Source organism: Thermobifida alba (assembly GCF_023208015.1).
Taxonomy (GTDB): Bacteria; Actinomycetota; Actinomycetes; order Streptosporangiales; family Streptosporangiaceae; genus Thermobifida; species Thermobifida alba.
This window is the reverse complement of the sequence record NZ_CP051627.1, coordinates 1,499,761-1,524,451: the sequence shown is the minus strand read 5'-3', so window position 1 is coordinate 1,524,451 and position 24,691 is coordinate 1,499,761. Positions and strand designations below refer to the sequence as shown.

General features: G+C 73.8%; 21 protein-coding genes and 1 pseudogene. 9 read left to right on the top strand and 13 right to left on the bottom strand.

Annotated elements, in window-relative coordinates:
• Positions 1-519: 519 nt before the first annotated feature.
• Positions 520-750: pseudogene (locus FOF52_RS22135) on the top strand (FGGY-family carbohydrate kinase); the annotation flags it as partial.
• Between the two features lie 253 nt (positions 751-1,003).
• Here FOF52_RS22135 and FOF52_RS06790 read toward each other — a convergent pair.
• The 4 genes from FOF52_RS06790 to FOF52_RS06775 all read right to left on the bottom strand — a co-directional run bounded on the left by FOF52_RS06790 (position 1,004) and on the right by FOF52_RS06775 (position 5,748).
• Positions 1,004-1,555, bottom strand: a complete 552-nt coding sequence (locus FOF52_RS06790; RefSeq protein ID WP_248592987.1) for a TIGR03086 family metal-binding protein — start codon at positions 1,553-1,555, stop codon at positions 1,004-1,006.
• A gap of 76 nt (positions 1,556-1,631) precedes the next feature.
• A complete protein-coding gene (locus tag FOF52_RS06785; protein ID WP_248592986.1) occupies positions 1,632-2,441 on the bottom strand; it encodes an SDR family oxidoreductase in 810 nt (269 codons plus the stop codon).
• Positions 2,442-2,554: 113 nt separating this feature from the next.
• Positions 2,555-4,999: an FtsX-like permease family protein gene (locus tag FOF52_RS06780; protein ID WP_248592985.1), complete on the bottom strand. Its 2,445-nt coding sequence runs from the start codon at positions 4,997-4,999 to the stop codon at positions 2,555-2,557.
• Positions 4,999-5,748: an ABC transporter ATP-binding protein gene (locus FOF52_RS06775; RefSeq protein ID WP_248592984.1), complete on the bottom strand. Its 750-nt coding sequence runs from the start codon at positions 5,746-5,748 to the stop codon at positions 4,999-5,001. The genes FOF52_RS06780 and FOF52_RS06775 overlap by 1 nt, the downstream gene beginning before the upstream one ends.
• Positions 5,749-6,218: 470 nt before the next feature.
• Here FOF52_RS06775 and FOF52_RS06770 point away from each other — a divergent pair, with 470 nt between their 5' ends.
• From FOF52_RS06770 to FOF52_RS06760, 3 genes are all read left to right on the top strand, one after another.
• A complete protein-coding gene (locus FOF52_RS06770; protein ID WP_248592983.1) occupies positions 6,219-6,992 on the top strand; it encodes an SDR family NAD(P)-dependent oxidoreductase in 774 nt (257 codons plus the stop codon).
• An 83-nt stretch (positions 6,993-7,075) separates the two neighbouring features.
• Positions 7,076-8,263, top strand: a complete 1,188-nt coding sequence (locus FOF52_RS06765; protein WP_248592982.1) for an acyl-CoA dehydrogenase family protein — start codon at positions 7,076-7,078, stop codon at positions 8,261-8,263.
• Complete coding sequence (locus FOF52_RS06760) at positions 8,260-9,327, top strand: phosphotransferase family protein (protein WP_248592981.1); 1,068 nt, start codon at positions 8,260-8,262, stop codon at positions 9,325-9,327. Before FOF52_RS06765 ends, FOF52_RS06760 begins: the two co-directional genes overlap by 4 nt.
• A 75-nt stretch (positions 9,328-9,402) precedes the next feature.
• On the opposite strand, the gene FOF52_RS06755 is transcribed toward FOF52_RS06760, so the two are convergent.
• From FOF52_RS06755 to FOF52_RS06715, 9 genes are all read right to left on the bottom strand, one after another.
• The gene (locus FOF52_RS06755; RefSeq protein ID WP_248592980.1) at positions 9,403-10,029 is read right to left on the bottom strand and encodes a TetR/AcrR family transcriptional regulator; all 627 of its coding nucleotides are present in this window, start codon (positions 10,027-10,029) and stop codon (positions 9,403-9,405) included.
• A gap of 450 nt (positions 10,030-10,479) precedes the next feature.
• A complete protein-coding gene (locus FOF52_RS06750) occupies positions 10,480-11,292 on the bottom strand; it encodes an ABC transporter permease (protein ID WP_248592979.1) in 813 nt (270 codons plus the stop codon).
• Positions 11,289-12,251: an ATP-binding cassette domain-containing protein gene (locus FOF52_RS06745; RefSeq protein ID WP_248592978.1), complete on the bottom strand. Its 963-nt coding sequence runs from the start codon at positions 12,249-12,251 to the stop codon at positions 11,289-11,291. The genes FOF52_RS06750 and FOF52_RS06745 overlap by 4 nt, the downstream gene beginning before the upstream one ends.
• Positions 12,252-13,813: 1,562 nt before the next feature.
• On the bottom strand, positions 13,814-14,233 hold the full coding sequence (locus tag FOF52_RS06740) for a hypothetical protein (protein ID WP_248592977.1): 420 nt from the start codon (positions 14,231-14,233) through the stop codon (positions 13,814-13,816).
• Positions 14,234-14,273: 40 nt separating this feature from the next.
• The gene (locus FOF52_RS06735; RefSeq protein ID WP_282573917.1) at positions 14,274-14,783 is read right to left on the bottom strand and encodes a polymorphic toxin-type HINT domain-containing protein; all 510 of its coding nucleotides are present in this window, start codon (positions 14,781-14,783) and stop codon (positions 14,274-14,276) included.
• 157 nt (positions 14,784-14,940) lie between these two features.
• Positions 14,941-16,572 (bottom strand): pyruvate, phosphate dikinase, encoded by a 1,632-nt coding sequence (locus FOF52_RS06730; protein WP_248592975.1) that lies wholly within the window; start codon positions 16,570-16,572, stop codon positions 14,941-14,943.
• On the bottom strand, positions 16,569-17,195 hold the full coding sequence (locus tag FOF52_RS06725) for a transcriptional regulator (RefSeq protein ID WP_248592974.1): 627 nt from the start codon (positions 17,193-17,195) through the stop codon (positions 16,569-16,571). Before FOF52_RS06725 ends, FOF52_RS06730 begins: the two co-directional genes overlap by 4 nt.
• Entirely contained in the window at positions 17,192-18,295 is a 1,104-nt protein-coding gene (locus FOF52_RS06720) for a TetR/AcrR family transcriptional regulator (RefSeq protein ID WP_248592973.1), read from the bottom strand. Before FOF52_RS06720 ends, FOF52_RS06725 begins: the two co-directional genes overlap by 4 nt.
• A gap of 103 nt (positions 18,296-18,398) precedes the next feature.
• The gene (locus FOF52_RS06715) at positions 18,399-18,812 is read right to left on the bottom strand and encodes a hypothetical protein (protein WP_248592972.1); all 414 of its coding nucleotides are present in this window, start codon (positions 18,810-18,812) and stop codon (positions 18,399-18,401) included.
• Positions 18,813-19,327: 515 nt separating this feature from the next.
• Here FOF52_RS06715 and FOF52_RS06710 point away from each other — a divergent pair.
• The 5 genes from FOF52_RS06710 to FOF52_RS06690 all read left to right on the top strand — a co-directional run bounded on the left by FOF52_RS06710 (position 19,328) and on the right by FOF52_RS06690 (position 24,220).
• Entirely contained in the window at positions 19,328-19,789 is a 462-nt protein-coding gene (locus FOF52_RS06710; RefSeq protein WP_248592971.1) for a carboxymuconolactone decarboxylase family protein, read from the top strand.
• Positions 19,790-19,892: 103 nt separating this feature from the next.
• On the top strand, positions 19,893-20,816 hold the full coding sequence (locus tag FOF52_RS06705) for an RNA polymerase sigma-70 factor (protein WP_248592970.1): 924 nt from the start codon (positions 19,893-19,895) through the stop codon (positions 20,814-20,816).
• Between the two features lie 547 nt (positions 20,817-21,363).
• Positions 21,364-21,852, top strand: coding sequence for a hypothetical protein (locus tag FOF52_RS06700; protein WP_248592969.1), 489 nt, complete (start codon positions 21,364-21,366; stop codon positions 21,850-21,852).
• A gap of 334 nt (positions 21,853-22,186) precedes the next feature.
• Positions 22,187-22,618 (top strand): PPOX class F420-dependent oxidoreductase, encoded by a 432-nt coding sequence (locus FOF52_RS06695; protein WP_248592968.1) that lies wholly within the window; start codon positions 22,187-22,189, stop codon positions 22,616-22,618.
• 1,137 nt (positions 22,619-23,755) lie between these two features.
• A complete protein-coding gene (locus FOF52_RS06690) occupies positions 23,756-24,220 on the top strand; it encodes an Hsp20/alpha crystallin family protein (protein ID WP_248592967.1) in 465 nt (154 codons plus the stop codon).
• The last annotated feature ends 471 nt before the right edge of the window (positions 24,221-24,691 follow it).

The following is a 24,691-nucleotide window of genomic DNA, read 5'->3' as shown; positions in this document are numbered from 1 at the left end:
ATCCGGTCCGTCTCCCACCGCTTCGGCGAGGGCCTCGCCCTGTGCGACCGCGCCACCGGGCTGCTGCCGGTCGTCTCGGTGGTCCTGCCCACCGTCGCGGCCCGCCTCCGGCGCCGCCGGAGCACGGCCCCGCCGACCGGCCGGGCCGCCACCCCTCCACCCCACCCGCACCACACAAGAGGTGAACTGGTGTCCGGTGCCCGACCGGTCCTCGGCGGCCCGCCACCTCAGCGACTCCGACCACAGGGGCAGGGGCGCCCTCAACCAGATGTGCGAGTACGTTGCCGACGGCACCGTCGAGGGGGTCGCGCTGTGGAACCCCAAGGACATGGCCTCCCCCGGGTACGCGGGCGCGGTACTGGTCGTCGGGCAGATCACCGGCGAGGCGGGCCAGACCTTCACCGCGCCGGACACCCGGGCGGCTACGAGATCGGTGAGAACGGCGAGATCGTCCTGGGCGAGCCCACCCGCTTCAATGCCGACAGCATCGACGACCCGCGTTTCCTGCCGCCCGGCGACATGCCCGCCCGCATCGCCGCCTACTGCCGCGACACCGGGCAGCAGCCCCCGCGCAACCGTGCGGCACCGCTGCGCTGCATCCTGGAGAGCCTGGCGCTGGCGCACCGCCGCGTCATCCGCACCGCGGCCCGGCTGAGCGGGCGGGACGTGTCGGTGGTGCACGTGGTGGGCGGGGGAGCGCGCAACGCGCTGCTGTGCCGGCTGACCACCGACGCGGTGGGCCTGCCGGTGCTGGCCGGGCCGGTGGAGGCCACCGCCGTCGGCAACCTGCTGGTCCAGGCGCGCGCCGCCGGACTCCTCGGCGACCTCGCCGCGATGCGCGCCCTCAGCGCCGCCACCCAGCCGGTGCGCCGGTACGACTCCTCCGGCGACGAAGCGGCCTGGGCGGCGGCCGCGGCCCGGCTCGGCGGGGGCGACCAGCCCGCCGCCGCCCCGACCGCACCGGGAGGCACACCGGCGGCCGGGGCGGTGCGGAGAGGACCGGTCAGGGGGTGCGGCCCAGGAACGCCAGCAGCCGGTCTTGGGCGGGGGCGTCGGCGGGCACCTCGACCGCGGGCCCGCAGACGCCCTCCGCGCGCAGGCTGTCGCCCAACGCTACGACGTCGGCGTACACGCGGGCGACCTCCGCGTCCGGCAGCGTCTCGTCCTGCCCGGTGGCACGCGCGATGTCCCAGCCGTGCACGAGCAGGTCGATGCCGAGGAAGCGGTCCACGGTCGCCTCCAGCCTGGTGCGGCCGAAGAACCCGTCGTACTCCAGGGCGGCGCGCGCCGGGTCGGCGAGGATCTCCCGCAGCGCGTCGCGCGCCTCGGCCCACGCCGCGGCCGGGTCCTCCGCCACCGACCCGGCCAGTTCGACGGTCAGGCCCACGTACCCGGGCATGGCCGCGCAGGTCTCGACCACGTGCCGCAGCACGTCTCGGGCGCTCCACCCGGCGCACGGCGACGGGGCGTCCCACGCCCCGGGGGAGGGGACGCCGGCGACACGGCGGGTGAACTCGGCGGCCAGGAAGTCGTAGCGTTTCAGTACCTGTGTCATGGGGTCGAGCCTGCCGGGGCCGGGGGCGTGCTGTCGTGTACGGATCGGACACGTGCGCCGGCCCCCGGCCCGGGCTTCACAGGCCGTGCCTGCGGGAGACCAGGCGCAGCACCGCGGAGTGGGGCAGCAGGCGGCGCAGCGGGAACACCACGGGCGCGTTGCTGCCCACCGCGTACAGCGGGCGCGGGTGGCGGGCCGAGACCGCCCGCAGCACGGTCTTCGCGACCCGTTCGGCGGAGATGCCGCGGGCCTCGTTGGCGTTGAGCGCCCGGAGCATGGTGTGGAACTCGGCCGTATACGGCGAGCCCTCACGCAGGTAGACGGTGCGGCGCTGGCTGATGCCGGTGTTGATCGACCCCGGCTCCACGGTCGTGACGGCCACCCCGTAGGGGGCCACCTCGCGGCGCGCGGCGTCGGCGAACCCGCGCAGCGCGGCCTTGGCGGCCACGTAGGAGGAGCGGTAGGCCAGCGGGAAGCTCGCCAGCATCGACCCGACCATCACCACCCGCCCGTACCCGCGCTCCCGCATCCCCGGCAGCAGCAGCTGGGTCAGCCGCACCGCCCCGAACACGTTGACGCGGAACAGCCGCTCCACCGCGTCGGCGGGCAGCTCCTCCAGGGGGCCGCTCTGGCTCTCCCCGGCATTGTTCACCAGCACGTCCACCGCACCGGCGGCCCGCGCGCACGCCTCCACCGACGCGGTGTCGGCCAGGTCGAGCGGCAGGTACTCCACCCCCGGCACGGGGTCGGGCACGGCCTCGGGGGTGCGGCTGGTGCCGTACACGCGCAGGCCCCGGGCGGCCAGCGCGGCGGCGACGGCCGCACCGATTCCCGAGGAGGCACCGGTGACCAGCGCGGTCCGGGCACGCAGAGCGGTGTGGGGCATGGAGGTGTCCTTTCGCGCGGCGGTGGGGACGGATTCTCGCCTCGCGCCCTTCCTACCGCCCCCACCGCCCCGCAGACCAGGGCGGGGCCGTGGAAGGGACGGCCCCGCCCCGGTCAGTCGCCGCCCAATCCCTCGGCGGGGGCGATCCGTGCCGCCCGCCGGGCGGGGAACAGGGTCGCCGCCAGTCCGACGACCAGGGCGGCCACGAGGACGAGCAGCAGGTCGCCCCAGGGGACCGCCACGACGAGGGGCGCGGTCTCCCCGATGACCGCCCCCACCCCCGCCAGGCCGTACGGAACACCGATCACGAGCCCCAGCACGGCGCCCAGCAGGGCGATGACCGCGGCCTCGACCGCGAGGGTGGCCCGCAGGCCTTCCCGGGTCAGCCCCAGCGCCCGCAGCAGGGCCAGCTCACGGGTCCGTTCCAGGACGGACAGGCTCAGGGTGTTGGCCACCCCGAGGCTGGCGATGAGCACGGTGACCAGGAGCATCGCCAGCGACAGGTTGACCAGGACGTCGAGGACCCCGGTGATGTCACCCCGTTCGCTGAGGGCTCCGCTCACGGCGATCTCGGGGTCCGCGCCGGCGACCCGGTTCATCTGCTCGGCGAGCACGTCCCTGTCGACGCCCGGGGCGGCGATGCCCCACACCATGCCCCGCTCCTCCCCGGGCAGCAGGGAGTCCAGGACGTCGGCGCGCACCACCGGACTCGCGGTGCCGGAAGCGGTGGCGAGGGTGGAGGCGTGCAGGGTGAAGCGGTGGGCCTCACCGTTGACGGTGAGGTCGACGCTGTCCCCGGACTCGGCGCCCAGCGCGGTCAGCTGGTCCCCCGACACCAGCATCACCGGTGCCCGGGAGTCGTCGGCGGTCAACGCCTCGGCTCCGGCGGCCCGCGCCAGTTCCGGGGAGATCCCCACCAGAGTGGTTTCTCCCAGGCCCCCGACACTCGCCCGCTGTGTGCGCGGCGCCTCCACCAGTTCCAGTCCGTCGATGCCGCGGACCATGTCCACGGTGTCGGGGGAGACCGAGCCGTGGGCCACCCGGGCGCTCACGTCCACCGGGAAACGCTCGTCGAGGTCGCCGTCGATGGTGGCGCGCCCGGTGCTGGCGGCCGTGGCCAGGGCGGTGATCAGTCCGAAGCCGAGCACCAGGGTGAGCGTGGCCGTGGCGGCCCTGCCGATGCTGCGCCGCAGGTTGGCCCCGGCCAGCTCCGCGACGCCTCCCCCGCGCCGCAGCAGACGGTCGACGCCCCCGAGGAGACGGGCGATCGCGTAGCGGAGGAACAGCAGCAGGCCGACCGCGCCGAGGAAACCGCCCGCGACGGCCACGGGCAGGCTCGCCGCCGCCGTGCCGGCCACCATCGCCGCCACGCCGCTCCCGGCCGCGACGAGTCCCACCGCGTGGACGGCACGGAAACGGACGTCGCTGGAAAGCGACGCCGACCGGAGCGCTTCGACCGGTGCGGTCGCCGCCGCCGTGCGCGCCGGGAACCACGCGGCGCACACGGTCGTGGCCACGCCCGCCAGGAACGCCCCGGCCAGGGCCGAGGCGCTCACGTGCAGCCCGTCCCCGGTCAGCCCCATCAGCGACGCGCCCGCGTACCCCACGCCCACGCCCGCGGCCACGCCGACCGCCGAGCCGAGGGAGCCGACGATCAGCGCCTCGGCGAGGACCAGGTTCCTCACCTGGGAGCGGTCCGCGCCCACCAGCCTCAGGAGCGCGGTGTCGCGGCGCCGCTGGGACAGCAGGATGGTGAAGGTGTTGGCGATGACCAGCGCGGCCGCGAGCAGGGCGATGAGGGCGAAGGTGAGCAGGAGGAGGTCCAGCTGCTGGGAGCCGCCCGCGAACCGGTCCGCCGCCAGTCGGGCCTGTTCCTGTGCGGTCATTGGGAACAGGCTGTCGGGGAGGACCGCGTCCAGGCTCTCCACCACCGCCTCGGGGGAGGCCCCGTCGGCGACGCGGGCCGTGACGCCCAGCGGGCTCTGGTCGGCGAAGAAGTCCTCGGACGAGTAGAACTGGTACTGCACCCCGGTCAGGGGTCGGAATCCGAGGTCGGCCACGCCGACCACGGTCACCTCGGTCTCCGCGCCGCCGTCGGAGCGGAGGCGCACGGTGTCGCCCACCGCGAGTCCCGCGGAGTCCAGGGTGGGCGCGTCGGCCACCACCTCGGTGGCGTCGGTGGGCCATGTCCCTTCGGCCAGGTCGAACCAGCGGAGTTCGGGCCGTTCGGAGACGCTGTAGACGGTGGTGGTGGCACGCAGGCCGTCGGTGACGAGCTGGACGGTGTCGGCGTGGACCGGCGCGGTGGCCGTGACGTCGGGATGGTCGAGGACCAGTGCGGGCCAGTCGGCGCCGGGGTCGGCGGCGGCAGGGTCGCGGTCCACGACCACGTCGGCCGCTGTCAGCGGGGCCGCGGCGATCGCGCGCAGGCCGGCGGAGGAGGTGGCGGCGAACACGGCGGTGGCCGCCAGGAACAGTGTGCCCAGGGCGATCGCGGACAGGACCGCGGACAGGCGGGCGGGGCGGGCGCTGACCTGCGCCCAGGCGTAGCCGAACATCAGCCCTCCATCCGGGCCATGGCATCCAGGACGGCGGGGGCGGTCGGCTGTTCGACGGTGCCCCGGACTGCGCCGTCGGACAGCAGCAGCACCCGGTCGGCGTGGGCGGCGGCGACGGGGTCGTGGGTGACCATGACGACGGTCTGCTCCAGCCGGGTGCTCGCCTGCCGTAGCCGGTCGAGGACCTCGCGGCTGGCGGAGACGTCCAGGGCGCCGGTCGGTTCGTCGGCGAAGACCACCGCCGGTCTGGTCAGCAGGGCGCGGGCGATCGCGACACGCTGCTGCTGGCCGCCGGACAGCTCGGCGGGGCGGTGCCGGAGCCGGTCCTGGATGCGCAGGGAGTGCACGATCTCGTCGAAGAACTCCCTGTCGGGGCGGCGGCCGGCGAGCGTGAGGGGGAGCAGGATGTTCTGCTCGGCGTTGAGGGCCGGCAGCAGGTTGAACGCCTGGAAGATGAAGCCGATGCGCCTGCGCCGCAGGCGGGTCAGTTGCCGGTCGTCGAGTTCGGTGAGGTCGACTCCCTCGATCACCACCCGGCCCGAGGTGGGGGTGTCCAGTCCGGCGAGGAGGTTCATCAGGGTGGACTTGCCGGAGCCGGAGGGGCCCATGACGGCGACGAACTCGCCGCGGCGGAAACCGAGGGTCACTCCGGCCACGGCGGTGACCGCTGTTTCTCCTGCCCCGAACCGTTTGACGAGGTCGACCGTTTCGAGGGCGGGGTCCTTTCGCCCGGGGATCGATGGGGTCATGGCGCCTTCCCGTTGCTGGACTCGGTGGAGGGCCACGCTAGGAAGGCGCGGTGCCCGGCCGACAGTGCCGACCGTTGGGGAGGGCCCCTGACGATCGTCAGGGGTGTCGTTGAAAGCTCGGTGTCCCGCGGGGGACGGCCGGTCCGGCCGGGGCGGGGCCGGGCGGGTTCGGTCGCGGTGCTCGGGCGGGAAGCGGCCGGCCGCGCGGGGGAGGCCGACACGGAAAGCCCGCCCGCAAAGGCCGCGGGCCGTGTTCCCGTCCGCGGCGTCCCGGCGAGCGGCGGCTCCAGGAGAGCCATAACCGACCGCCCGGACGGTCTACGGCGACCGCCCGTCGGCCGTTCCCGAATCGCGCTCCCCGGCCAGGAGAGGCAGCGCAGACGGCCCCCTCTGTTGCCACCCTCCACCGGGGCCTCGTATCGTGGTGTCGCCCGACCGGTCGGTCGAGAGAGTGGTGGTGAGGACTGGTGATGGTGCAAAGTGCCGCAGCGGAGCCCGCCGGGATGCGGGCGTGGGTCACCGGCGCGAGCCGCGGGCTCGGCCGCTCCATCGCCGTCGGGCTGGCCGCCGCCGGCTACGACGTCGCGGTGACCGCACGCTCGGGCGAGGCCCTGACCGAGGTCACGGCGGAGATCGAGGAGCGGGGCGCCAGGGCGCTGCCCCTGCCGGCCGACGTCAGCGACCCGGACTCGGTGCGCACGGCCGCCGGGCAGCTCGAACGCTCCTGGGGAGGACTGGACACGTGCGTCGCCGCGGCCGGGGTCTCCCCCTACCTCAAGGACGCGGTCGACATCACCGACGAGGAGTGGCGCACCGTCCTCGGCGTCAACCTGGACGGCACCTTCTGGACGGTCCGGGAGGCCGCCCGGATCATGCGCGCCACCAACACCCCGGGGTCGATCACCGTCGTCTCGTCGATCCACGCCCGGGCGGCGGGCTCGCGCCTGGGCGCCTACTCGGCGAGCAAGGGAGCGGTGGAGGCCCTGGTCAGGAACCTCGCCGTGGACTGGGCCGAGTTCGGGATCCGCGTCAACGCACTCGCCCCCGGCTACTTCGAGACCGACATGACCGCGGGCCTGCGCAACAGCAGGCGCTTCGCCTCCGCACTCCTGCAGCGGGTCCCGATGGGCCGCTTCGGAGACCCCGCAGAACTCGTCCCCGCCGCGGTGTTCCTCGCCTCCCCGGCCTCGTCCTACGTCACCGGATCGGTCCTGGCCGTCGACGGCGGGTGGACGGCGGCCTAGCGGCCCCGCGCGCACCGGACCCCGAACCGAGCAGACCGGGCACCCGGCCCCGGACAGGCGGAAAAGGAAGGACAGGGAGCACCATGGGATTCGACCTGGAACTGGATGAGCGGACCGTGCAGTGGCGGGACCGGATCCGGGAGTTCGTCGAGGAGTTCGTCATCCCCCGGGAGCAGCAGGCGTTCGCCCTCGGACTGACCGAGGAGCTGCGGACGGAACTGCAGGAGGAGGCCCGCCGACGGGGGATCTTCGCACCCCAGGCGGCCGCGGAGTGGGGCGGCGGCGGTTTCCGGCTGGACGAGGCCGCGGTCCTGCTGGAGGAGGCGGGCACCAGCCTGCTGGGGCCGCTGGCCCTCAACTGCGCCGCCCCCGACGAGGGCAACATCCACATGCTCACCCAGATCGCCACCCCCCAGCAGCAGGAGCAGTACCTCAGACCCCTGGTCGCCGGCCGGGTGCGCTCCTGCTTCGCGATGACCGAACCCGCCCCCGGCGCCGGCTCCGACCCCGCGGCCCTGCAGACCCGGGCCGAACGCGCCGGCCGGGGCTGGGTGATCAACGGCCGCAAGCACCTCATCACCGGCGCCGACGGCGCGGCCTTCGCGATCGTCATGGCCGCCGGGGGCCACGACGACGGCACCGGCGCGACCATGTTCCTGGTCGACATGGACACCGAAGGCGTGCGGATCACCGGACACGCCTCCACCATCGACCGGATGATGATCGGCGGCCACTGCCAGCTGGAGTTGCGCGACGTGTTCGTCCCCGACGAACGGGTGCTGGGCGAGGCGGGCCGGGGGTTCGCCTACGCCCAGGTGCGCCTGGCCCCGGCCCGCCTGACCCACTGCATGCGCTGGCTGGGCGCGGCCCGGCGGACCCACGAGATCGCAGTGGCCCGCGCGGCGGAGCGGGAGATGTTCGGCTCCCGGCTGGCCGAGTTGGGCATGGCCCAGGCGCTGATCGCCGAGAACGAGATCGACCTGCACGCCGCCCGCGCCCTGCTGTGGCAGACCTGCTGGCTGCTGGCCACCGGCGACCGCGGCTCGGAGTCCTCCAGCCGCACCAAGGTGTTCGTCAGCGAGGCCGTGGGCCGGATCGTGGACCGCTCCGTGCAGCTGTGCGGCGGTCTGGGCACCACCGACGACCTGGTCGTCGGCCGCGTCTACGCCGAGGTCCGCGCCTTCCGGATCTACGACGGCTCCACCGAGACCCACAAGATGTCCATCGCCAAACGCGCCGTCCGCCGCATCACCGCAGGAGCACACGCATGACCACCGACCAGCACACCCGCCGGCCGACCGAGGTCGCCGGACTGCCCCGCGAACAGGTCGCCGCCTGGCTGCGCGAGGCCGTGCCCTCCCTGGACCTGGGACCGCACTGGACGGCCGAGATCATCACCGGCGGCCTGTCCAACATCACCTACCGGCTGCACACCGCCGACGGCACGGTGATCCTGCGCCGCCCGCCGCTGGCGGGCGCCCTGCCCAGCGCCCACGACATGGTGCGCGAGTACACCGTGCAGGCGGCACTGGCGGCCACCCCCACCCCGGTGCCCCGCATGCTGGGCCTGTGCACGGACCAGAACGTCATCGGCGCGCCGTTCTACGTGATGGAGGACGTCGCCGGACAGGTGCTGCGCTCGGCCGCCCAGACCGGCTCCCTCACCGAAGACGTCCGCGCCGCGGTCTCCACCGCGCTCGTCGACGCCCTGGCCACCCTGCACCGGGTCGACCCCGAAGAGGTGGGCCTCGGCGGGTTCGGCCGCCCGGCCGGGTACACCGCCCGCCAGATCCGGCGCTGGGCGCAGCAGTGGGAACGCTCCGCGACCCGCGAACTCCCCGATATGGAGAAGCTGTTCGCCCTGCTCGACGAACGCGTGCCCGAGCAGACCGACAGCGCGATCGTCCACGGCGACTTCCGGCTGGACAACACGGTCATCGACGTCTCCGGGCCGAGTCCTCGCATCGCCGCGATCCTCGACTGGGAGCTGTCCACCCTCGGCGACCCGCTGGCCGACCTGGGCCTGTTCCTCACCTACTGGTACGACAGCCATCTGTCCGAGGACCCGGCCTTCGAGCCGACCGCCCACCTGACCGACCACCCCGGCTTCCCCGCCGCGGAGGAGATGGCCGAACGCTACGCGCGCTCCTCCGGCCGCGACCTGTCGCAGCTCTCCTTCTACCGGGCGTTCGGGGCGATGAAGCTGGCGGTCATCCTCGAAGGGGTGCACGCCCGCTACCTCAGCGGGAAGACCGTGGGCGAGGGCTACGGCCAGGTCGCCCGCGCCGTTCCCGTCCTGACCGCACGCGCCCTGTCGTTCCTGCGGCAGCGGTGACGGACTCCGGGTGGGGAGCGGCCCGCACCCCGACAGCGGCCCCTCCCCACCCGCGGGGCCGGCGGCCCGCGGCCGCTACGGACGTCCCGCGCCCACGCCGTGGACGAGGTAGTCCCAGAAGACGTAGGCGAGGTCGCGGGTCCGCATGGTCCCGTCCTTGCGGTACCACTGGTAGGCCCAGTTGCACATGCCGAACAGGGCCAGCGCGGCGGTCCTCGGGTCCACGTCCCGGAACAGCCCCTCGGCGGTGCCCGCGGCGAACGTCTCCTCCACCATCGTCTGGTAGCGGTCCCGTTTCAGGCGGATCTCGGCCTGTTCCCTCTCCGGCAGTTCCCGGTGGTTCTCGAAGAACACGCGGACATGGCCGCGGTGGGTCTCCATCAGTTCGAGGATGTCCGCCATCACTTCGAGGACCAGCTGGTCGGGCCGCAGCCGCGCCGCGAGGCGGTTCTCGTGCCGGCTCAGGAGCTGGTCGATGAACTCCTCGTGGATCCGGCACAGGATCTCGTCCTTGCTCGTGAAGTAGTGGTAGAGCGTCGGCTTGGCGATTCCCGCGGCACGGGCGATGTCCTGCATGGACGTGTTGACGTACCCGTTGCGGTCGAAAAGGTCGGCCGCCGTGGCGACGATGTCGCGGCGCCGTTGGTCGGTCGACAGGTGGCGTCGCTCCTGCCGGTCCCGGGCGGTGTCGGCCTTGTTCACGGGCTGTTCCTTCTCGACGTTGCGGTTCTCGGTGCTCAGGGTCCGTCCCCGGTTCCCACCGGGGCGGTGGTCGGCCGGCGCGGAAGTCCCCCGTGGACCGGTCCGCCCAGCCACCCGGTGGGGCAGCGGCGGGCGCGGATGCCCCGCCGACGCGCACAGGGGGCTCCCCGCCGTGCGCGGGGAGCCGCGCGGACGGGGGGACGGGTCCTGGTCGAAGACTACCAACACTTGTCGACCGCCCGGTCGGTCGATGTTCCGGCGGGGCGGAGGCGCGACACCTCCGCCGAGGCCACGCGGCCCGGGGCGGCGAAGCACCCGGGGCAGGGGACCGGGCCGCTCCCCGGACCGGCCCGTTCTCCCCGCCGGGTGCCCGGACGCCGCGGCCCGGCCAGGGGCTCGACGCCGCCCCGACGACTGCTCCGCACCGCCGGAACCGCCCCGGGGACCGGGTCACTCCCGGCGGCTGTAGGCGTACACGGCCAGTGGGCAGAACACGAGGAAGAGGGCCGCGCACCAGAGCAGCGTGGCGGTGACGGCGCCGCCGACCGGGGTGCCGTTGAGAAGGGCACGGCAGGCGTCCATGACGTGGGTGACGGGGTTGACCCCGGCCCAGGCGCGCAGCCACGGGGGCAGGGTCTCCACGGGAGCGGCGAGGCTGGTGCCCAGTTGCAGCGGCAGGAAGCTGATGAAGCTGACGGCCAGGACGGTGTCGGCGTTCCTGGCCAGGACGCCGACGAACACGGTGACCCAACTGAGGCAGAAGCCGAAACCGACGGCCAGCGCGGCGGCGGCGAGCGCGGCGGTGAGGCCGCCGTGGCTGCGGAAGCCGAGCAGCATGCCGATGCCGAACAGCAGGGCGACGGCGAGCAGGTAGCGGACGAGGTCGGCCAGCACGGAGCCGAGCAGGGGCGCCAGGCGGCTGATGGGCAGGCTGCGGAACCGGTCGGTGACGCCCTTCGTGAGGTCGATGGTGAGGCTGGTGCCGGTCGAGACCATTCCGGCCAGTCCGGCGCCCATGACGAGGATGCCGGGGAAGAGGTACTGGACGTAGTCGGCGGTGGAGCCGGCGACCGAGCCCTCGAACAGGAAGAGGAACAGCACCAGGAACAGGGCGGGGGTGACGACCCCGTTGACGATCGGGCCGGGGTTGCGGGCGCTCTTGGCCAGACTGCGGCGGGCCAGCACGAGGCTGTGCCGGAGCCAGGCCGGCGGCCGGAAACGGGACCGCAGCGGTTCGGTGACGGGTGCGGTGGTGCTCATCATGCGGCCTTCGGTGCGTCGTCGGTGGGGGCGGGGGATGCGGTCAGGGCGAGGAAGACCTCGTCGAGGCTGGGCAGGCGGAGCGACAGTTCGCAGACGCCGATGCGGTGCTCGCGCAGCCGGGCGGCGACCTCGAAGAAGTGCGCGCGGTCGGTCACGGGCGCGACGAGCCCGTGACGGGTGGAGCGCTCCGGGGGCCGTCCGGTGACGTCGGCCAGGATCGCGGCGGCCGTGTCGGCCTCGGCGGGGTCGTCCAGACGCACGGCGACGGTGTGTCCGCCGACCCGGCGCTTCAGGTCCGCGGGGGTGCCCGAGGCGATGGTGCGGCTCCGGTCGAGGACGGCGATGACATCGGCGAGGGCGTCGGCCTCTTCCAGGTACTGGGTGGTCAGCAGGACGGTGACGCCGTCGGCGCGCAGGCCGCGGATCATCTGCCACAGTTCGTCGCGTTTGCCGGGGTCCAGTCCCACGGAGGGTTCGTCGAGGAAGACGACCTCGGGGCGGCCGACCATGCTCGCGGCCAGGTCGAGGCGTCGGCGCATGCCGCCGGAGTAGCCGGCCACCGGCCTGTCGGCCGCGTCCTCCAGGCCGAACCGGGCCAGCAGGTCGGCGGCGCGCCGGAGCGCCTGGCGGCGGGGCAGGTCGAGGAGTCGGCCGATCATGACCAGGTTCGCCAGGCCGGTCAGTTCCTCGTCCACGCTGGTGTGCTGGCCCGACAGTGCGATGCGCCGACGGACCTGTCCCGGCTGGCGGGCCACGTCGAAGCCGGCGAAGCGGGCCCGTCCGCCGTCGGGGCGCAGCAGGGTCGCGAGGATGCGGATCAGGGTGGTCTTGCCCGCGCCGTTGGGGCCCAGCAGGCCGAGCACCTGTCCGCGCGGGATGGCCAGGCTGACGCCGTCGAGCGCGGTGACCCTGCCGAATCTTCTGGTCAGGTTCTCGGTTTCCAGTCCGTGGTCGCTCACCGTCACCGTTCCTCGTCTCGGATCCAACCGGATTTCAGATGTTAGCAGTATCTGAATGATGAGAGTATCTCGATGGTGAGAGTATTGACGGGGGTCGGTGGTTCGACCGGTGCAGGAGCGGCAGGGAGAGTTGGCGGACGCAGCCTGCGGCACCGGCCACGAGGACAGCAGCACAGCCCTCCTCGCCAGCAGTCCTGTCACCACGGCCGATGCCCGGCCCGCACCGGCGCGGTGCCGGACCGGGGGACGCAGTCCCGGCGCGGTCCGGTCGCTGCGGTCGGACACGGCTCCAACGGGCGAGTGAACGGTGCGAGAAACCGGAGGTCTCGTGGAAGAAGGTTGACGGGAGTGGTCCGAGGCGTGGTGAACGGGAAGTGGTTTCGAGACCATCGCCCCTGCCCCGCAGTTGCCTGCCACCGCGTCCACCGGTCGCGGTCACTCGAAGCACGGTCGTCGGCTCGGGCGCCAGACCGCGCCGACTCGGACAGCTCCTCCTCGCGGTCCTCCGCCACGGGAGCAGTGGGCGACCGCGGAGGACGGGGCAGGGCAGCGGTATCGCCTCCCGGACTCCGGTCGTCAACGCCTGTCCGGAACGGGTGTGGTCCTGCGGTGCCGACGCTTCGCTGCTCGGGCGTTGCGAAGGAACCGCGGACAGACGCAGCTCGTCAACGGGAGCTTGTGCCGTGCCCCAGCCGTCGTGTGACAGGGGCCGGTGCCTTCTGCGTGTCTGCCGGTCATGGACGGGGGAGTCCGTCGGGCTGGCTGTGTGGGGGCACGGCCCGGGGGTTGTCGGACGTGGTTCGGTGTGCTCGTAGGAGACGACACGGGGTGGGGGAACTCCCGCAGCATTCCGGCACCGCCGCGCTTGATCGCGTGCCTGTTGTGATCAGAGCCTGTGTGGTCGGTGACCTGACCGGTCCGGGAGCTCTGTGCGGAGCATCGAATTCCGGTCCTTGACTGGCCGGAAGGTTGTGCATGTTGCGGGGCGGACGGTTCTCATCGTCCCTGGTGTCGTCGGCGGTCAACCGCTGTGCGGCCGGTGGACCGGAGCCGTCGGAGGCGGACCCGGTCCACCGCTCTTCCCGGGTGGTAACCGATCCTCGTCGCGACGTCTGCTCCACCGATCGCGGCATGGTGGGTGGGCAGAGCGGCGGCGGGGCTGTGCGCCCTGCTGGTTCTCGACCAACCGGACGCCGAAGGCGGTCTGGACGTACGGATGTTCGGCGTCCTCACACGGAAACCGCCCAGAGGGTCGACAGGTCCGGGCTTCGCCGAGGAACCAGAGGGCACTGCTGTAGCGGAGACCGATCGGCCCGATGGCCCCTCACCGCCGCACCACTGACCTGTCGACTGCTGCCGTGCGGAGTAAAAACACCGGGGCGGGGAGCAGTCCCGCCCCGGTTCTGCGCTCCGGTCGCCGCGGTCCCGGTGGGACACGGCGTGGCAGTCCACCGTGAACGGTGCCCGCCACTCGACCGGTCATCCGGGAGGAAGCGGGTTCCAGGGCGCGGACGCGGCCCGGCCGAGAGGGCTCCGCCCCGGCGGGGGCACGGCTTGCCCTCCTACGGACCTCCCGCCTCAAGACAGGTGAGGAGCGTGTCGAACTCGGCCGGGGAGAAGCCCGTACGGGTTTGCAACTCGCTGTCCCCCAGACCGTCCCGGACCGCCACCGCCCCTGCGAGGATCCCGTCCAGGACCGCGGTCGGCAGGGACAGCAGCACCGAGTCCGCGTCCAGGCGCACCAGGCGTACCGCCTCCTCCCCACCGCCGGGAGGAGGACTCGGGTGGCTGTCCTGGCTGTGCCGCAACTGTTCGCGGACACCGCGCAGCGGTCCGCGTACCTCCCGCAGCCTTCCCAGGGCCGTTTGGGCCGGGGAAGTGAGAAACCGGTAGCCGGCCATGTTCTCCGTCTCCGCTGCGAGACGGTAGAGCAGGGAGAAACCGCCACGGGTGAGGAGAACGGCGGTGTGCTCTTCTTCCACTGCGGGCCCGCTACTCCAGTTCCTCGAAATACGTTCTCCCTCAGAGGGGCAGAGGGAGTGAACACGGTGCCGCCGTGAGGCGAGCCCGCATCCTCGATGACGACGACTCCCCGCTCAGGGCCCAGTAAGCGGTACGCCCGTTCCGCAACCCGTACCGTACCCCCAGGCCCGGGATCTCCTGGTTGAGGACGTCATCGACGTACTCCGCGAGTTCGGTGTGGGCAATGCCTCTGACGTAGTGGTCCGTGGCGCCCTGGTCGAAGCGCTCGTTGGCGTGCTCCGCGATCGCCCCCGCTTCAGGACAGAGGCCGCCGACACTGTCGTTGTGGACGGGCAGGTCGGCGTTTCCGGCGGCGACGCGGTAGGTGTGCAGGCCGTCGACGGTGAGGTTGTGCACCCGCTGGTTCTCGGCCGTCCGGACGGTGACGGCGCTGACCTGGACCCAGGGGCCCGCGCTGGTGCGTAGCCAGGTGCCCGGTTCCAGGTCGACCGCGTCCACCCACCGAGCGAGTTCCGGTGCCCAGAAGGGTGGGGCGTCGGTGGTCCCCACGAGGCCGTCGCGGTCGAAGCCCCTGCCCGCATCCGGCGGGCTGCTGCTCCCGGCAGCGGTGCCGGGAGCAGCCTGCGACGCCTGGGACGGGGCCGGCCGAGCCGGGGCGGACAGGAGTCGGGCGCGGCGGCCCCGGCCACCGCTCGGCCCGCGGGGCTCAGTCGGACTGCTGGCCGCGGAGCACGGCACGGGCCGCTTCGAGGCGCTGGACCTCGTCGCGGTCGGAGGGGCCGCCCGACACCTCGTCGGCCCAGGCGAGCAGTTGCCGCAGGGGCGCCTCGGCGCCGTCGGCGACGATGAGTGGACGGCCGAGCACCACCTGCCCGCTGCTGCCGTCGACGGCCACGACGGTCCCCTCCTCGATCGTGCGTCCCGCGACGTGGATCGCGGCACGGGCGGGGTCCACGAGGAGACCGCCGACACCGACGACGGCGGGCCTGCCCATCGCCCGGGCCACGACCGCGGCGTGGCTGGCCGCTCCGCCGCGCGCGGTGACGACCCCCGCGGCCGCGGCCAGGCCGTTCATGTCGTCGGGGGAGGTCTCCGGACGCACGAGGACGACCGGGCCCTCGGCGGCCATGCGGATCGCCGCGCTGGTGGTGGTCGCGACCCTGCCGACGGCCACCCCGGGACTGGCGCCCGTACCGCGGGCGAGGACACTCGTCTCCGCCGACGGTGCGATACGCGGTGTGCGGGCGTGCCGCAGCTGCTCGGGCGAGACCCTCAGCAGCGCCTCGCGCCGGGTGATCACGCCTTCATTGGCGAGGTCGGTCGCCAGGCGCACGGCGGCGGCGCCGACGAACCGGCCGGGACGGGCCTGCAGCAGCCACAGCCGACCGGACTGGAAGGTGAACTCCAGGTAGCAGGCGTCGCGGTAGTGGCGCTCGACGCGGCGCAGCGCATCGAGGAGCGCGGCCCACACCGCCGGTTCCCGCGCGCCGAGTTCCCGCAGGGGCAGGGGCCGGGACCGGCCCGAGACGACGTCCTCGCCCTGGCGGGTGAACAGGACGTCCCCGAAGGGGGTGTTCTCCCCGGTGTCGGGGTTGCGGCTGAACGCGACCCCGGTGCCGCTGCGCTCGTCGCGGTTGCCGAACACCATGGCCTGCACGATGACGGCGGTGCCCAGGCCGTGGTCGATGCCGTGGATCTCGCGGTAGGTCCGCGCGCGGGGCGTGTTCCAGGAGGCGAGGACGGCCTCGACGGCCAACGCCAGCTGTTCGGCCGCGTCGTCGGGGATCGCGCGCCCGTACCGCCGCTCGACGTCGTGTTCGACCGCGGCGACGGTGCGGGCCAGGTCCGCTGCCGTGGCCGCGGCGCCGCACTCCGCGGCCGTGCCGGGGCCGGGGGCGGGCAGGCCGGTGAGTGCCGAGGTGAAGGTCGACAGCAGCCGCAGCCGCGAGTCCAACGCGAAACGCTCGTCCCGGTGCTCGGCGGCCAGCGCCGCGGTGGCGCGGCGGGTGAGCCCGAGGTTGAGGACGGTGTGCATCATGCCGGGCAGCGGCACGCTCGCCCCGGAGCGCACCGACACCGCCAGCGGCGGTACGCCGCCGAACCGGCGCCCGGTCGCGGCCTCCAGTTCGCCCACGGCGGCGGCCAGCTCCGCACGCAGCCCGTCCGGAAGACGCCCCCGGTCGAGGAACGCCCGGCAGGCGGCGGTGGTGACGACGAACCCGGGCGGCACCGGCAGGCCCAGACGGTGGAGCGCCACCAGCCCGTGGGCCTTGGCCCCCAGGAGTTCCACCGGATCGTCGAGCCGCGCGTCCAGCGGACGGGTCCACCTCCTCCTCATCGGGGGATGCCGAGGGTGGCGAGGAGGTCTTCGTGGAGCTCGGCCCACACGGTGTGGTACGAGTCGGTGGTGTCGGCGACGCAGGCGACCTCGCCGCCGCGGGCGCGCTCCAGGGCGTCGGTGAGGCGGACGCGGTACCGGCCGAAACGGGGCAGCGCGGCCTCCAGGTCCGCACAGACCGGCACGGCCCGCTCGTGCAGCGCGGCGAACCGGTCCAGGACGCGGGCGTCGTAGGCGGGGTCGCTGTGGTCGTTGACGGTCGCCGTGCCGTCGACGGGCCGCAGCTGCCAGGCCGTGCACAGGTCGAGCAGTTCGGGGTTGAGCACCAGGAAACGCTCGTACCCCGCGGTCACCGCCTCGCGGGCACCGGCCGAGTCCAGCTCCTCGGCGATGCGCCGGGCGTCGGCGGCGCGGCCCTCCCCGGTCAGCACCCAGGCGCCGAACACGCCGGACACATACGTGATGAGGCCCTGGCGTGCGAGGTCGATCAGTTCGGACTCGGCCTCGGCGACATCCAGGCCGGTGGCCGCGGCCACGCGGGCGGCACCGGAAGAGCCCCCGCAGCGCAGGGCGTGGAGAACCAGCAGGTCCTGGGCCGTGCGCGGGCTGTTGGGCGGGGTCACGTCCCCACCTCGCGCGGGTGCGTGTCGTGGTCGGTGCCGCTGGTGGCGGCCGCGTGGGCGGCGCCGCGCCCGCCGGCGCGGGCGACGACGGCACCGTCGCGGACGCGCACGGCCGCTTCGGTGCCGTCGCCGACGTCGGTGAGGCCGACCGCCTCGGCCAGTCGGGCGGTGTCGTCGACGACCAGCCGCAGGGGCTCCCAGGTCCGGGGAGGAAACACGCGCCGCAGACAGGTGATGAGGTCGCCGGTCCTGAGCCGCACCAGAGCGCCGGTCTCGGCCGGGTCGCCGGTGACGGCGGCGACCGTGACCTGCTCACCGGGGCGGGCCGAGCGGACGGCCTCCTCGGCGGCGGCCAGGCGTTGGGCGCCCAGGACGACGACCAGGCCGTCGGCGCCCAGGTCGACGGGGGAGCCGGTGATACGGTCCACCAGGCCCGTGGGCGGGGTCCAGGGGTCCTGGCAGGGGGTGGCGGGGGTGACGTAGGGCAGGTGGGGCGGCGCCCAGGTGTCGGACAGGTCGAGGTGCGCCAGGTGGGCGCAGGCGCGGGCCCGGTCGAAGGGGTCGCCGAAGCCCGGCGCCAGCTCGGCCAGAAGCCCGGATCCGCCCAGCAGGGTCACCGCGATTTCGGCCAGCCGCACGAGCCGTGCCGGCCGCTCGGGCGAGCACGCCTCCAGGCCGAGGGCGAGCAGCAGCGCTTCCAGCCGCGCGAGCTGGGCGAGGACGGCGCGGTGCCGGTCGTCGTCGACGACGCCCACCAGTGAGCGCAGGTGCAGGCGGCCGCCCGCCGCGGTGTCCTCGGTCAGGGGCAGCCGCTCCAGCCAGACCCGGGCGAAGGAACCCAGCGCATCGCCCACCGACCCCGGGAGGACGGTGGCGTCGGCCCCGCCGGCCGTCTCGACGAGGTCGAGGAGCACCGCCAGGTACAGGGCGCGCTTGCTCGGGAAGTTCGAGTACACCGCGCCGCGGGTCAGTTCGGCCCGTTCGGCGATCCGGTCGACCTTGGCCTGGCCGTATCCGTGCTCGACGAACTCCTGCCTCGCCGCCGCCAGCACCGAGGCGCGGGTGCGTGCCTGCTGCTGGGCCCGTGTCAGCCGAGCCATCACCGTTCCTTCCTCCGACGACACCCACGACGATACTCGAAGAATCTGGATGATGTCACCATTCGGATGGTGGAGGCAGGCGAAGGCGCGGGGCCGGAGGGGCTCACCAGAGGTCGTAGTGCTTTCCGTTCCACGGTAGGTCGGCGTCGTCGACGTGCACGCGCCAGCGCGCCCCGGCCAGGCTCCGGCGCATCTGCGCCAGCGCGTCAGCCAGGTGCTCCAGCTGCACGAACATGGGGTCCAGGCCGCAGTCGAGGTGGGAGAGTTTGCTGGCCCCGGACAGGAGCTCCCCGGGGTTCAGGTGGGCGGGGCCGTACAGGTGCAGGCCCTCGTACAGTTCGCTGACGTCGGTCAGCGACGGCGGCACCTCGCCGCTGCGGTGCCAGTGCGGCAGCCGTTCGGTCAGGGCCTCGGCCAGGCGCCGGTTCGCGTCCTCGGCGATCCGCTCGACGAGGACCTGCTCGCGCGCGTCCAGCCCCCGGTCGCGGTAGGCGGTGTAGTACAGCGACACTCCCACGGAAAACCTCCTCCGACCGACGCGGTCCGGGCGGGCCCCGGTCCCGCCCGCTGCGGTCTGCGCACCACCCTGACACGGCAGTCGGACACTTTCTCCCGTCCCGCAGGACCGGCGCCCGGATGCGAGCCCCTGGGGACGGGCTCTCGGCGAAGCAGCGGAGTGGACCGGTGGGCGGTGACCGTCCTCACCGCCCCCGGTTCGGGAGCGGCCCGCGCACCGGCCTGCCCCGCCGTTGACGGTCGGCGCGCACCCCCGGCGGGACCACAGCAGCCGGTGGTCGACACCGCCGCAGCCCGGGGGCGACCGCACCGCCGCGGAACCCTCCGGTGGTGCGGTGCGGACCGGCAGGACCGCGGCCGGTGCGAAGAGGGGGAGCGGGCCGGCGCCTGTGCACCCGCCCTGTTCCCCAACCGCCCACAACGGGGAGACTCAGGTCACATCCACCGGTGTCACAGGGCCCCGGGCCACCTCGTCCCAGGGGGTGGAGCCGCCGACGAGCACGGAGGAACCCCCTCATGGAAGCGCGACCGAACGACTTCGCCGGCCCGATCGTCCACCATGTCACGGCGGCGGGCCGTGCCGTCGGGGACTCGCCGCTGCCGGCCACGGCGCAGGAACCGGTGGCGCTGCGCGTGAGCCAGCCCGACGGCTGCGCGTTCTGCGTCGACAGGCACACCAAGGAGACCGCCGCAGCAGGCGGAACCCCGGTGCGGCCGAACCCGGTGGCGGCGTGGCGGGAGGCCACGGTCTTCGGCGGGGCCGAACGCGCCGCACCGGAACTGGCGGAGCAGGGCGCCCGCATCGCGGACACGGCCACCGGGGGCACCGACGAGGTGGGGGAACGCGCCACCCGGCACCACGACGAAGAACAGCTCACCGCCCCGATGGCCCTGGCCGCCTTCGGGAACACGGTGAACCGGCCCGACGCCCTCACCCGGCCGCCCGCCGGACACGACGAACCCGGACAGTCCCACTGACGCCACGACCACGGGCCGCCGGCCCCGAAGCCGCGCCCCAGCCCGCCCGCTCCGGCGGGCGCCAACGGACAGCACCCCGAACCGGGGGAGAGGAGGCCGGGTGATGACCAAGGCCGAGGACTTCGAGGAGCTGCGGCCGCTGCTGTTCTCGATCGCCTACCGGATCCTGGGCAGCGTGAGCGAAGCCGAGGACGCGGTGCAGGAGACGTGGCTGCGTTTCGATCGCTCAACGACCCGCCCCGCCTCGACCAAGGCCTTCCTGGCGGCCACGGTGACCCGGATCTCCATCGACGTGCTGCGCTCGGCGCGGAAGCGGCGGGAGGAGTACGTCGGCCCGTGGCTCCCCGAACCGCTGCTCGCCGACCCCTACCAGGACCCGCAGCGGTCGGCGGAGCTGGCCGACTCGGTCTCCATGGCGGCGCTTCTGCTGCTGGAGCGGCTCACTCCACGGGAGCGGGCGGTGTTCCTGCTGCGCGAGGTGTTCGCCTTCGGATTCGACGAGATCGCCGAGGCGGTGGGCCGCTCGGAGGCGGCCTGCCGCCAGCTGCTGGTGCGGGCCCGGCGACACATGCGCGCGGGACGGCCGAGGTTCGCCGCGGACCGCCGGGAGCAGCGGGAACTGGCGGCACGGTTCTTCGGCGCGCTGCACCACGGCGACGTGGACGGGCTGCGGGAACTGCTGGCCGCCGACGTGCACCTGGCCGGGGACGGCGGCGGCAGGGCCCCGCAACTGGCCAGGACCGTCACGGGCGCACAGAACGTGGCCCGACTGCTGGGCGCGGCCTTCCCGTGGCTGGCCCGAAGCGGCGTGACGATGCAGCAGCACGAGATCAACGGCCAGCCCGGCGCGGTCTTCTCCGAGCGGGACGGAAAGGTCCTGTGCGTCCTGGTCCTGGACGTGCTCGACGGAAAGATCCAGGCCATCCGCGGAGTGATCAACCCCGGCAAACTCGCCCACCTCGGACCGGTCGCCGACGCCTGGGCCGTCGACCGCGAGGTGCGGCAGGCCCGTCGACGGACCGACTGACCCCGACGGCCGTTTGTGGGGCCCGTCCCCGCCGCCGAGAGGGCGCTCCCCGGTCCGGCGGCCCGCACGGCATCGCCCGCCCCCGGTCGAGAAGCACCCCCAAAGCCGCAGCCGTTGCCGCCACCGCCGGCTGGTCTTGCGGCGCAGCCGGGGCACCGTTCCGATGCCGGGCGTGGGCGTGCTGTCGGCGGGCCCGAACCGGGACCGGTCCGACCCGGCCCGGGCCGGCCCCCATCCGCCACCGGCCCCTTCCGCGGTGCGAGTCGCCGCGTACCTGCCCCCAGGGGCCGACAGAGCCGAAAGAGAGGGGAGGAGAGCAGTCACGCCCATCCCGGGGCAGCGTGCGTGCTCGACCCCACCCCACCGCAGAAGCCCCGGGGGTCGGCCGCCCCCGGGAAGCACGGAGGCGACTCCCGTGCCCCGCGCCGCGCCCGCTGTGCCGCCCACCGCGCAGCGGGCGCAGAAGCCACCGCGGAGATGACGATTTCCGGGGTACCGGCGTTTCCCACGGGAATCTCCACTGCCATGCAACGAGGGGGGCGCGCACATGACGGCGACGGTGTGGACACGTCGACTGCAGATCCTGGTGTTCTCCTGCTCACTGGTCTTTGCCGTCGGCACCGTCCTGCACGGCTTCGTGATCATGAACCCCCGGACCGTGGAGGCGACGATGCGGCTGGCCGGCATGGCGCCGGGCGAGGCCGCCGAGGCGGCGCCGGGGTTCCTGACCGGTTTCCGCACCGTCGGCGCGCTGTACGTGGCGGGCAACGCGGTGGGCATGCTGGCGCTGCGCGGCAGTGCCTGGGTGTTCTGGGTGGTGCTCGTGGTGAACGCGACACAGGCGGCGGGCCCGTTCGGCCTGATCCCCCGCGAGATGTTCCGTGCGGCGGCCGACACCTACGGCCCGGTCGGGCTGCTGCCGTCGCTGGTCACCGACGGCGGCGCACTCCTCCTCACCCTCGTGCTGCTGGGCTTCTGGGTCAGGTACCGCCACCCCTGGGCCCGTGTCCCGGCCACGACACCGGGGGACAGCTGAGGGGGCGCGGGCCGGAACCGGCCACCGGTAGCGGTGCCACCGGACTGTCCTCGCCGCCACCCGAGACGCTTTCCCGCGTCGGCCCTGACCAGCCCCGCCACCCGCCCCGAGCCCTCCCGGCGGGAAACCCCGACCGCGAGCGCTCGCCCCCGCAGTGTCCTTCTTCCCGTGGGCCGCGGTGTGGGGGATACTCGGCGGTGGGTCCGCACGGTGCCGCGGCCCGCCGTCTGCACCGCCGGGCCCGCCCACGAACCCCGGGGAGACGGCCGGGACACCTCGTCGGCTCCGTATCCGCCGGGACCGTCCGGCAACCGTTCGAGAGAGGATCTGCGACGTGACCGACGCACCGTTCGACCCGCGAGCGCTGCTCGCGGAGAGCCGACTCGGTGTCCTCGCGACCATCAAGTCGGACGGCCGTCCCCAACTCTCCCCCGTCACGCCCTTCTACGACCTGCAGGCCGACACCGTCTACATCTCCACGGCCGAAGGACGGGCCAAGACGGCGAACCTGCGCCGGGACCCGCGGGCCGCACTGGAGGTCACCAGCCCCGACGGCTGGTCGTGGGCCACCGCCGAGGGCACCGTGACCCTCACCGGCCCGGGAAGCGACCCCCACGGTGCCGAGGTCGAGGCCCTGGTGGACTACTACCGTGCCGCCGCCGGGGAGCATCCGGACTGGGAGGAGTACCGGGCAGCGATGGTCGCCGAGCGCAGAGTGCTCGTGGTGATGCAGGTCGAGCACGTCTACGGCGCCAGGGTCCGCTGACGGCGTTCCCGGCGCCGCCGCGCCGCGCGCCAGGGGGCAGGGGCGTCCGGCCGTGCGGCGGTTCGGGCGCGGTCGTGCCCCACCGGCCGCCCACTCCGATGATCCGCTGGGCCGCGCCGTCGACAGCGGCCGCACGGCGCGGGGCCGTGCACCCGCAGACGGCGGAACGTCGGCCCGTTCACAGCGCAGATGACGGTCCCCGGACGCAGCGGCCGGGAAACGGAGCCGGACACGCCCGATCCGCTACCGGCGAGTCCACCGGGACCCGCGGGGGATTCGGCGGCGGACACCACGACGTTCCCTGCACGGACGCTCCTCCACTCCGGCCCCCGCCCAACCACCGTCGGGGCGGCGTGCGGTGCGTCGGCCCCGCACCACCCCTGCCAGGCCTACGGCACCGACGCCCTCCGCAGCCTCGACGAGGAGGACGTGCAGATCCGCAGCCCGACCGACCCCGTCCCGAAGGGGCCACGGCAACCGCCGGGACCGGCCCGCAGGACGCCCGCCTGAAAGCATCCGCGCCACTGGTGAAGGCGGTCGAAGAAACCATCAGGTGCTACGACCGGCCGCCCCTGCGACCGATGACGGTCGAGACGGAACGGTTCGGCCTGCCGCTGGACGCCGGGGACTGGAGCGAGGCGCTCCACGCGGCGACACCGGGCACCCCGCACCACGGAACGAGGCACGCGAGCAGATCCCGGAAGAACCGGTCACGATCCTGGCCGCCAGGAACGACGATGACGGCGTTGCGTCCGGCCTTCTCTGCAGTTCACTGCTGCGCCGCACGGAACGGGGCAGGACACTCGACCGCGCCTGGCCGCTGCCGGGGGCGACCGACATCGTCGCGGAGGCCGGTGCCCGCCTCCCCGCGCAGGTGCGCTCCCCGGCGCAGCCCCGGAGAGAGCCGAAGACTGCAACGCCTGCACCCGCGTCCCGGCCGGTGACGTGACCGGTGCGGTGGGCGGGGCGCGGACCCCGGGCGCTCCGACAGCACCCAAAACGTGTGAAAACAGACACACTCAACAAACTTGAGTTTACGAGACTCAACAGGGGGAATGTCAGGCAGTGCAAGGAGCCACAGTCCCGCTGGACACGCCACCAACCCGGTGGCCCACGAGTTCCGAGGAGGTACCGACCATGGCACTGCCCGTCGTCCGTTCCTCTCAGACCCCGACCCACTGGGACCCCTTCCGCGAACTGAGCGACCTTCACGCGCAGATGCACCGGTGGATGGACGCGGTGTTCGACCGGACCGCCGCCGTCGGCACCGACCACTCGCTCTGGTCGCCGCCGGCCGACCTGTCCGAAACCGAGGACGCCTACACCGTCGAGCTCGAACTCCCGGGTGTCGCCCGCGACGACATCACCATCGACCTGTCCGGCACCGAACTGGTCATCGAAGGCGAGCGCAAGGAACGCGAGCGCGAGGGCTGGTTCCGCTACCGCACCCGCAGCGTCGGCCGGTTCTACTACGCGGTCACCCTGCCCCGGGGCATCGACCCCGACGGCGTGGAGGCGACCCTGTCCAAGGGCGTGCTGACCGTCCGCGTCCCCAAGAGCCAGGCCCTCAAGCCGCGCCGGATCGCCATCACCGAACGCTGATCCGGTCCCGCCCACCGGTCCACCCACGGCGCCGCACCGCGCGGCGCCGCGTGAGGGCCCGCACTCCGGTCGTGTCCGGAGTGCGGGCCCTCACGCGTTCCCGGCCCCGCCGGTCCCGGAAGACGGTGACTCCCATCTGTTGGAGGGGAGGCCGACTCCACCGGCGATGTCCCTGCGGGAAAGGTTCCGCGCCCGGCCGGTACGAGCGCGTGCAACCGGGACAGCCCTGGCACGGCCCACCCGACTCGGCCATGACGGCCGAAGCGGCCGGGGACATCACCGCCCGGACACCCCGGTGCTGGCCCGGCCGATGAGCGAAGGCGGTCCGGCACAGGCCTTCCCGCCGGGGCGGTCGTACGTTCCAGCGGCGGTCAACAGAGCACCGTGCCCAGGAGACGACGGGGGCGTCGACGCCGTCGCCGCGTCACCCGTGATGGAAGCGGTCGGCCGCCTCCTCACAGGGCAGACCAG

Bases quoted from the DNA above. Each gene is read 5' to 3' on its own strand.
- FOF52_RS06730 (WP_248592975.1), bottom strand. From the start codon at position 16,572: ATGAGGAGGAGGTGGACCCGTCCGCTGGACGCGCGGCTCGACGATCCG.
- FOF52_RS06705 (WP_248592970.1), top strand. From the start codon at position 19,893: ATGACCAAGGCCGAGGACTTCGAGGAGCTGCGGCCGCTGCTGTTCTCG.
- FOF52_RS06790 (WP_248592987.1), bottom strand. From the start codon at position 1,555: ATGACACAGGTACTGAAACGCTACGACTTCCTGGCCGCCGAGTTCACC.
- FOF52_RS06770 (WP_248592983.1), top strand. From the start codon at position 6,219: ATGGTGCAAAGTGCCGCAGCGGAGCCCGCCGGGATGCGGGCGTGGGTC.
- FOF52_RS06700 (WP_248592969.1), top strand. From the start codon at position 21,364: ATGACGGCGACGGTGTGGACACGTCGACTGCAGATCCTGGTGTTCTCC.
- FOF52_RS06780 (WP_248592985.1), bottom strand. From the start codon at position 4,999: ATGTTCGGCTACGCCTGGGCGCAGGTCAGCGCCCGCCCCGCCCGCCTG.
- FOF52_RS06760 (WP_248592981.1), top strand. From the start codon at position 8,260: ATGACCACCGACCAGCACACCCGCCGGCCGACCGAGGTCGCCGGACTG.
- FOF52_RS06710 (WP_248592971.1), top strand. From the start codon at position 19,328: ATGGAAGCGCGACCGAACGACTTCGCCGGCCCGATCGTCCACCATGTC.
- FOF52_RS06765 (WP_248592982.1), top strand. From the start codon at position 7,076: ATGGGATTCGACCTGGAACTGGATGAGCGGACCGTGCAGTGGCGGGAC.
- FOF52_RS06775 (WP_248592984.1), bottom strand. From the start codon at position 5,748: ATGACCCCATCGATCCCCGGGCGAAAGGACCCCGCCCTCGAAACGGTC.
- FOF52_RS06720 (WP_248592973.1), bottom strand. From the start codon at position 18,295: ATGGCTCGGCTGACACGGGCCCAGCAGCAGGCACGCACCCGCGCCTCG.
- FOF52_RS06690 (WP_248592967.1), top strand. From the start codon at position 23,756: ATGGCACTGCCCGTCGTCCGTTCCTCTCAGACCCCGACCCACTGGGAC.
- FOF52_RS06750 (WP_248592979.1), bottom strand. From the start codon at position 11,292: ATGATGAGCACCACCGCACCCGTCACCGAACCGCTGCGGTCCCGTTTC.
- FOF52_RS06785 (WP_248592986.1), bottom strand. From the start codon at position 2,441: ATGCCCCACACCGCTCTGCGTGCCCGGACCGCGCTGGTCACCGGTGCC.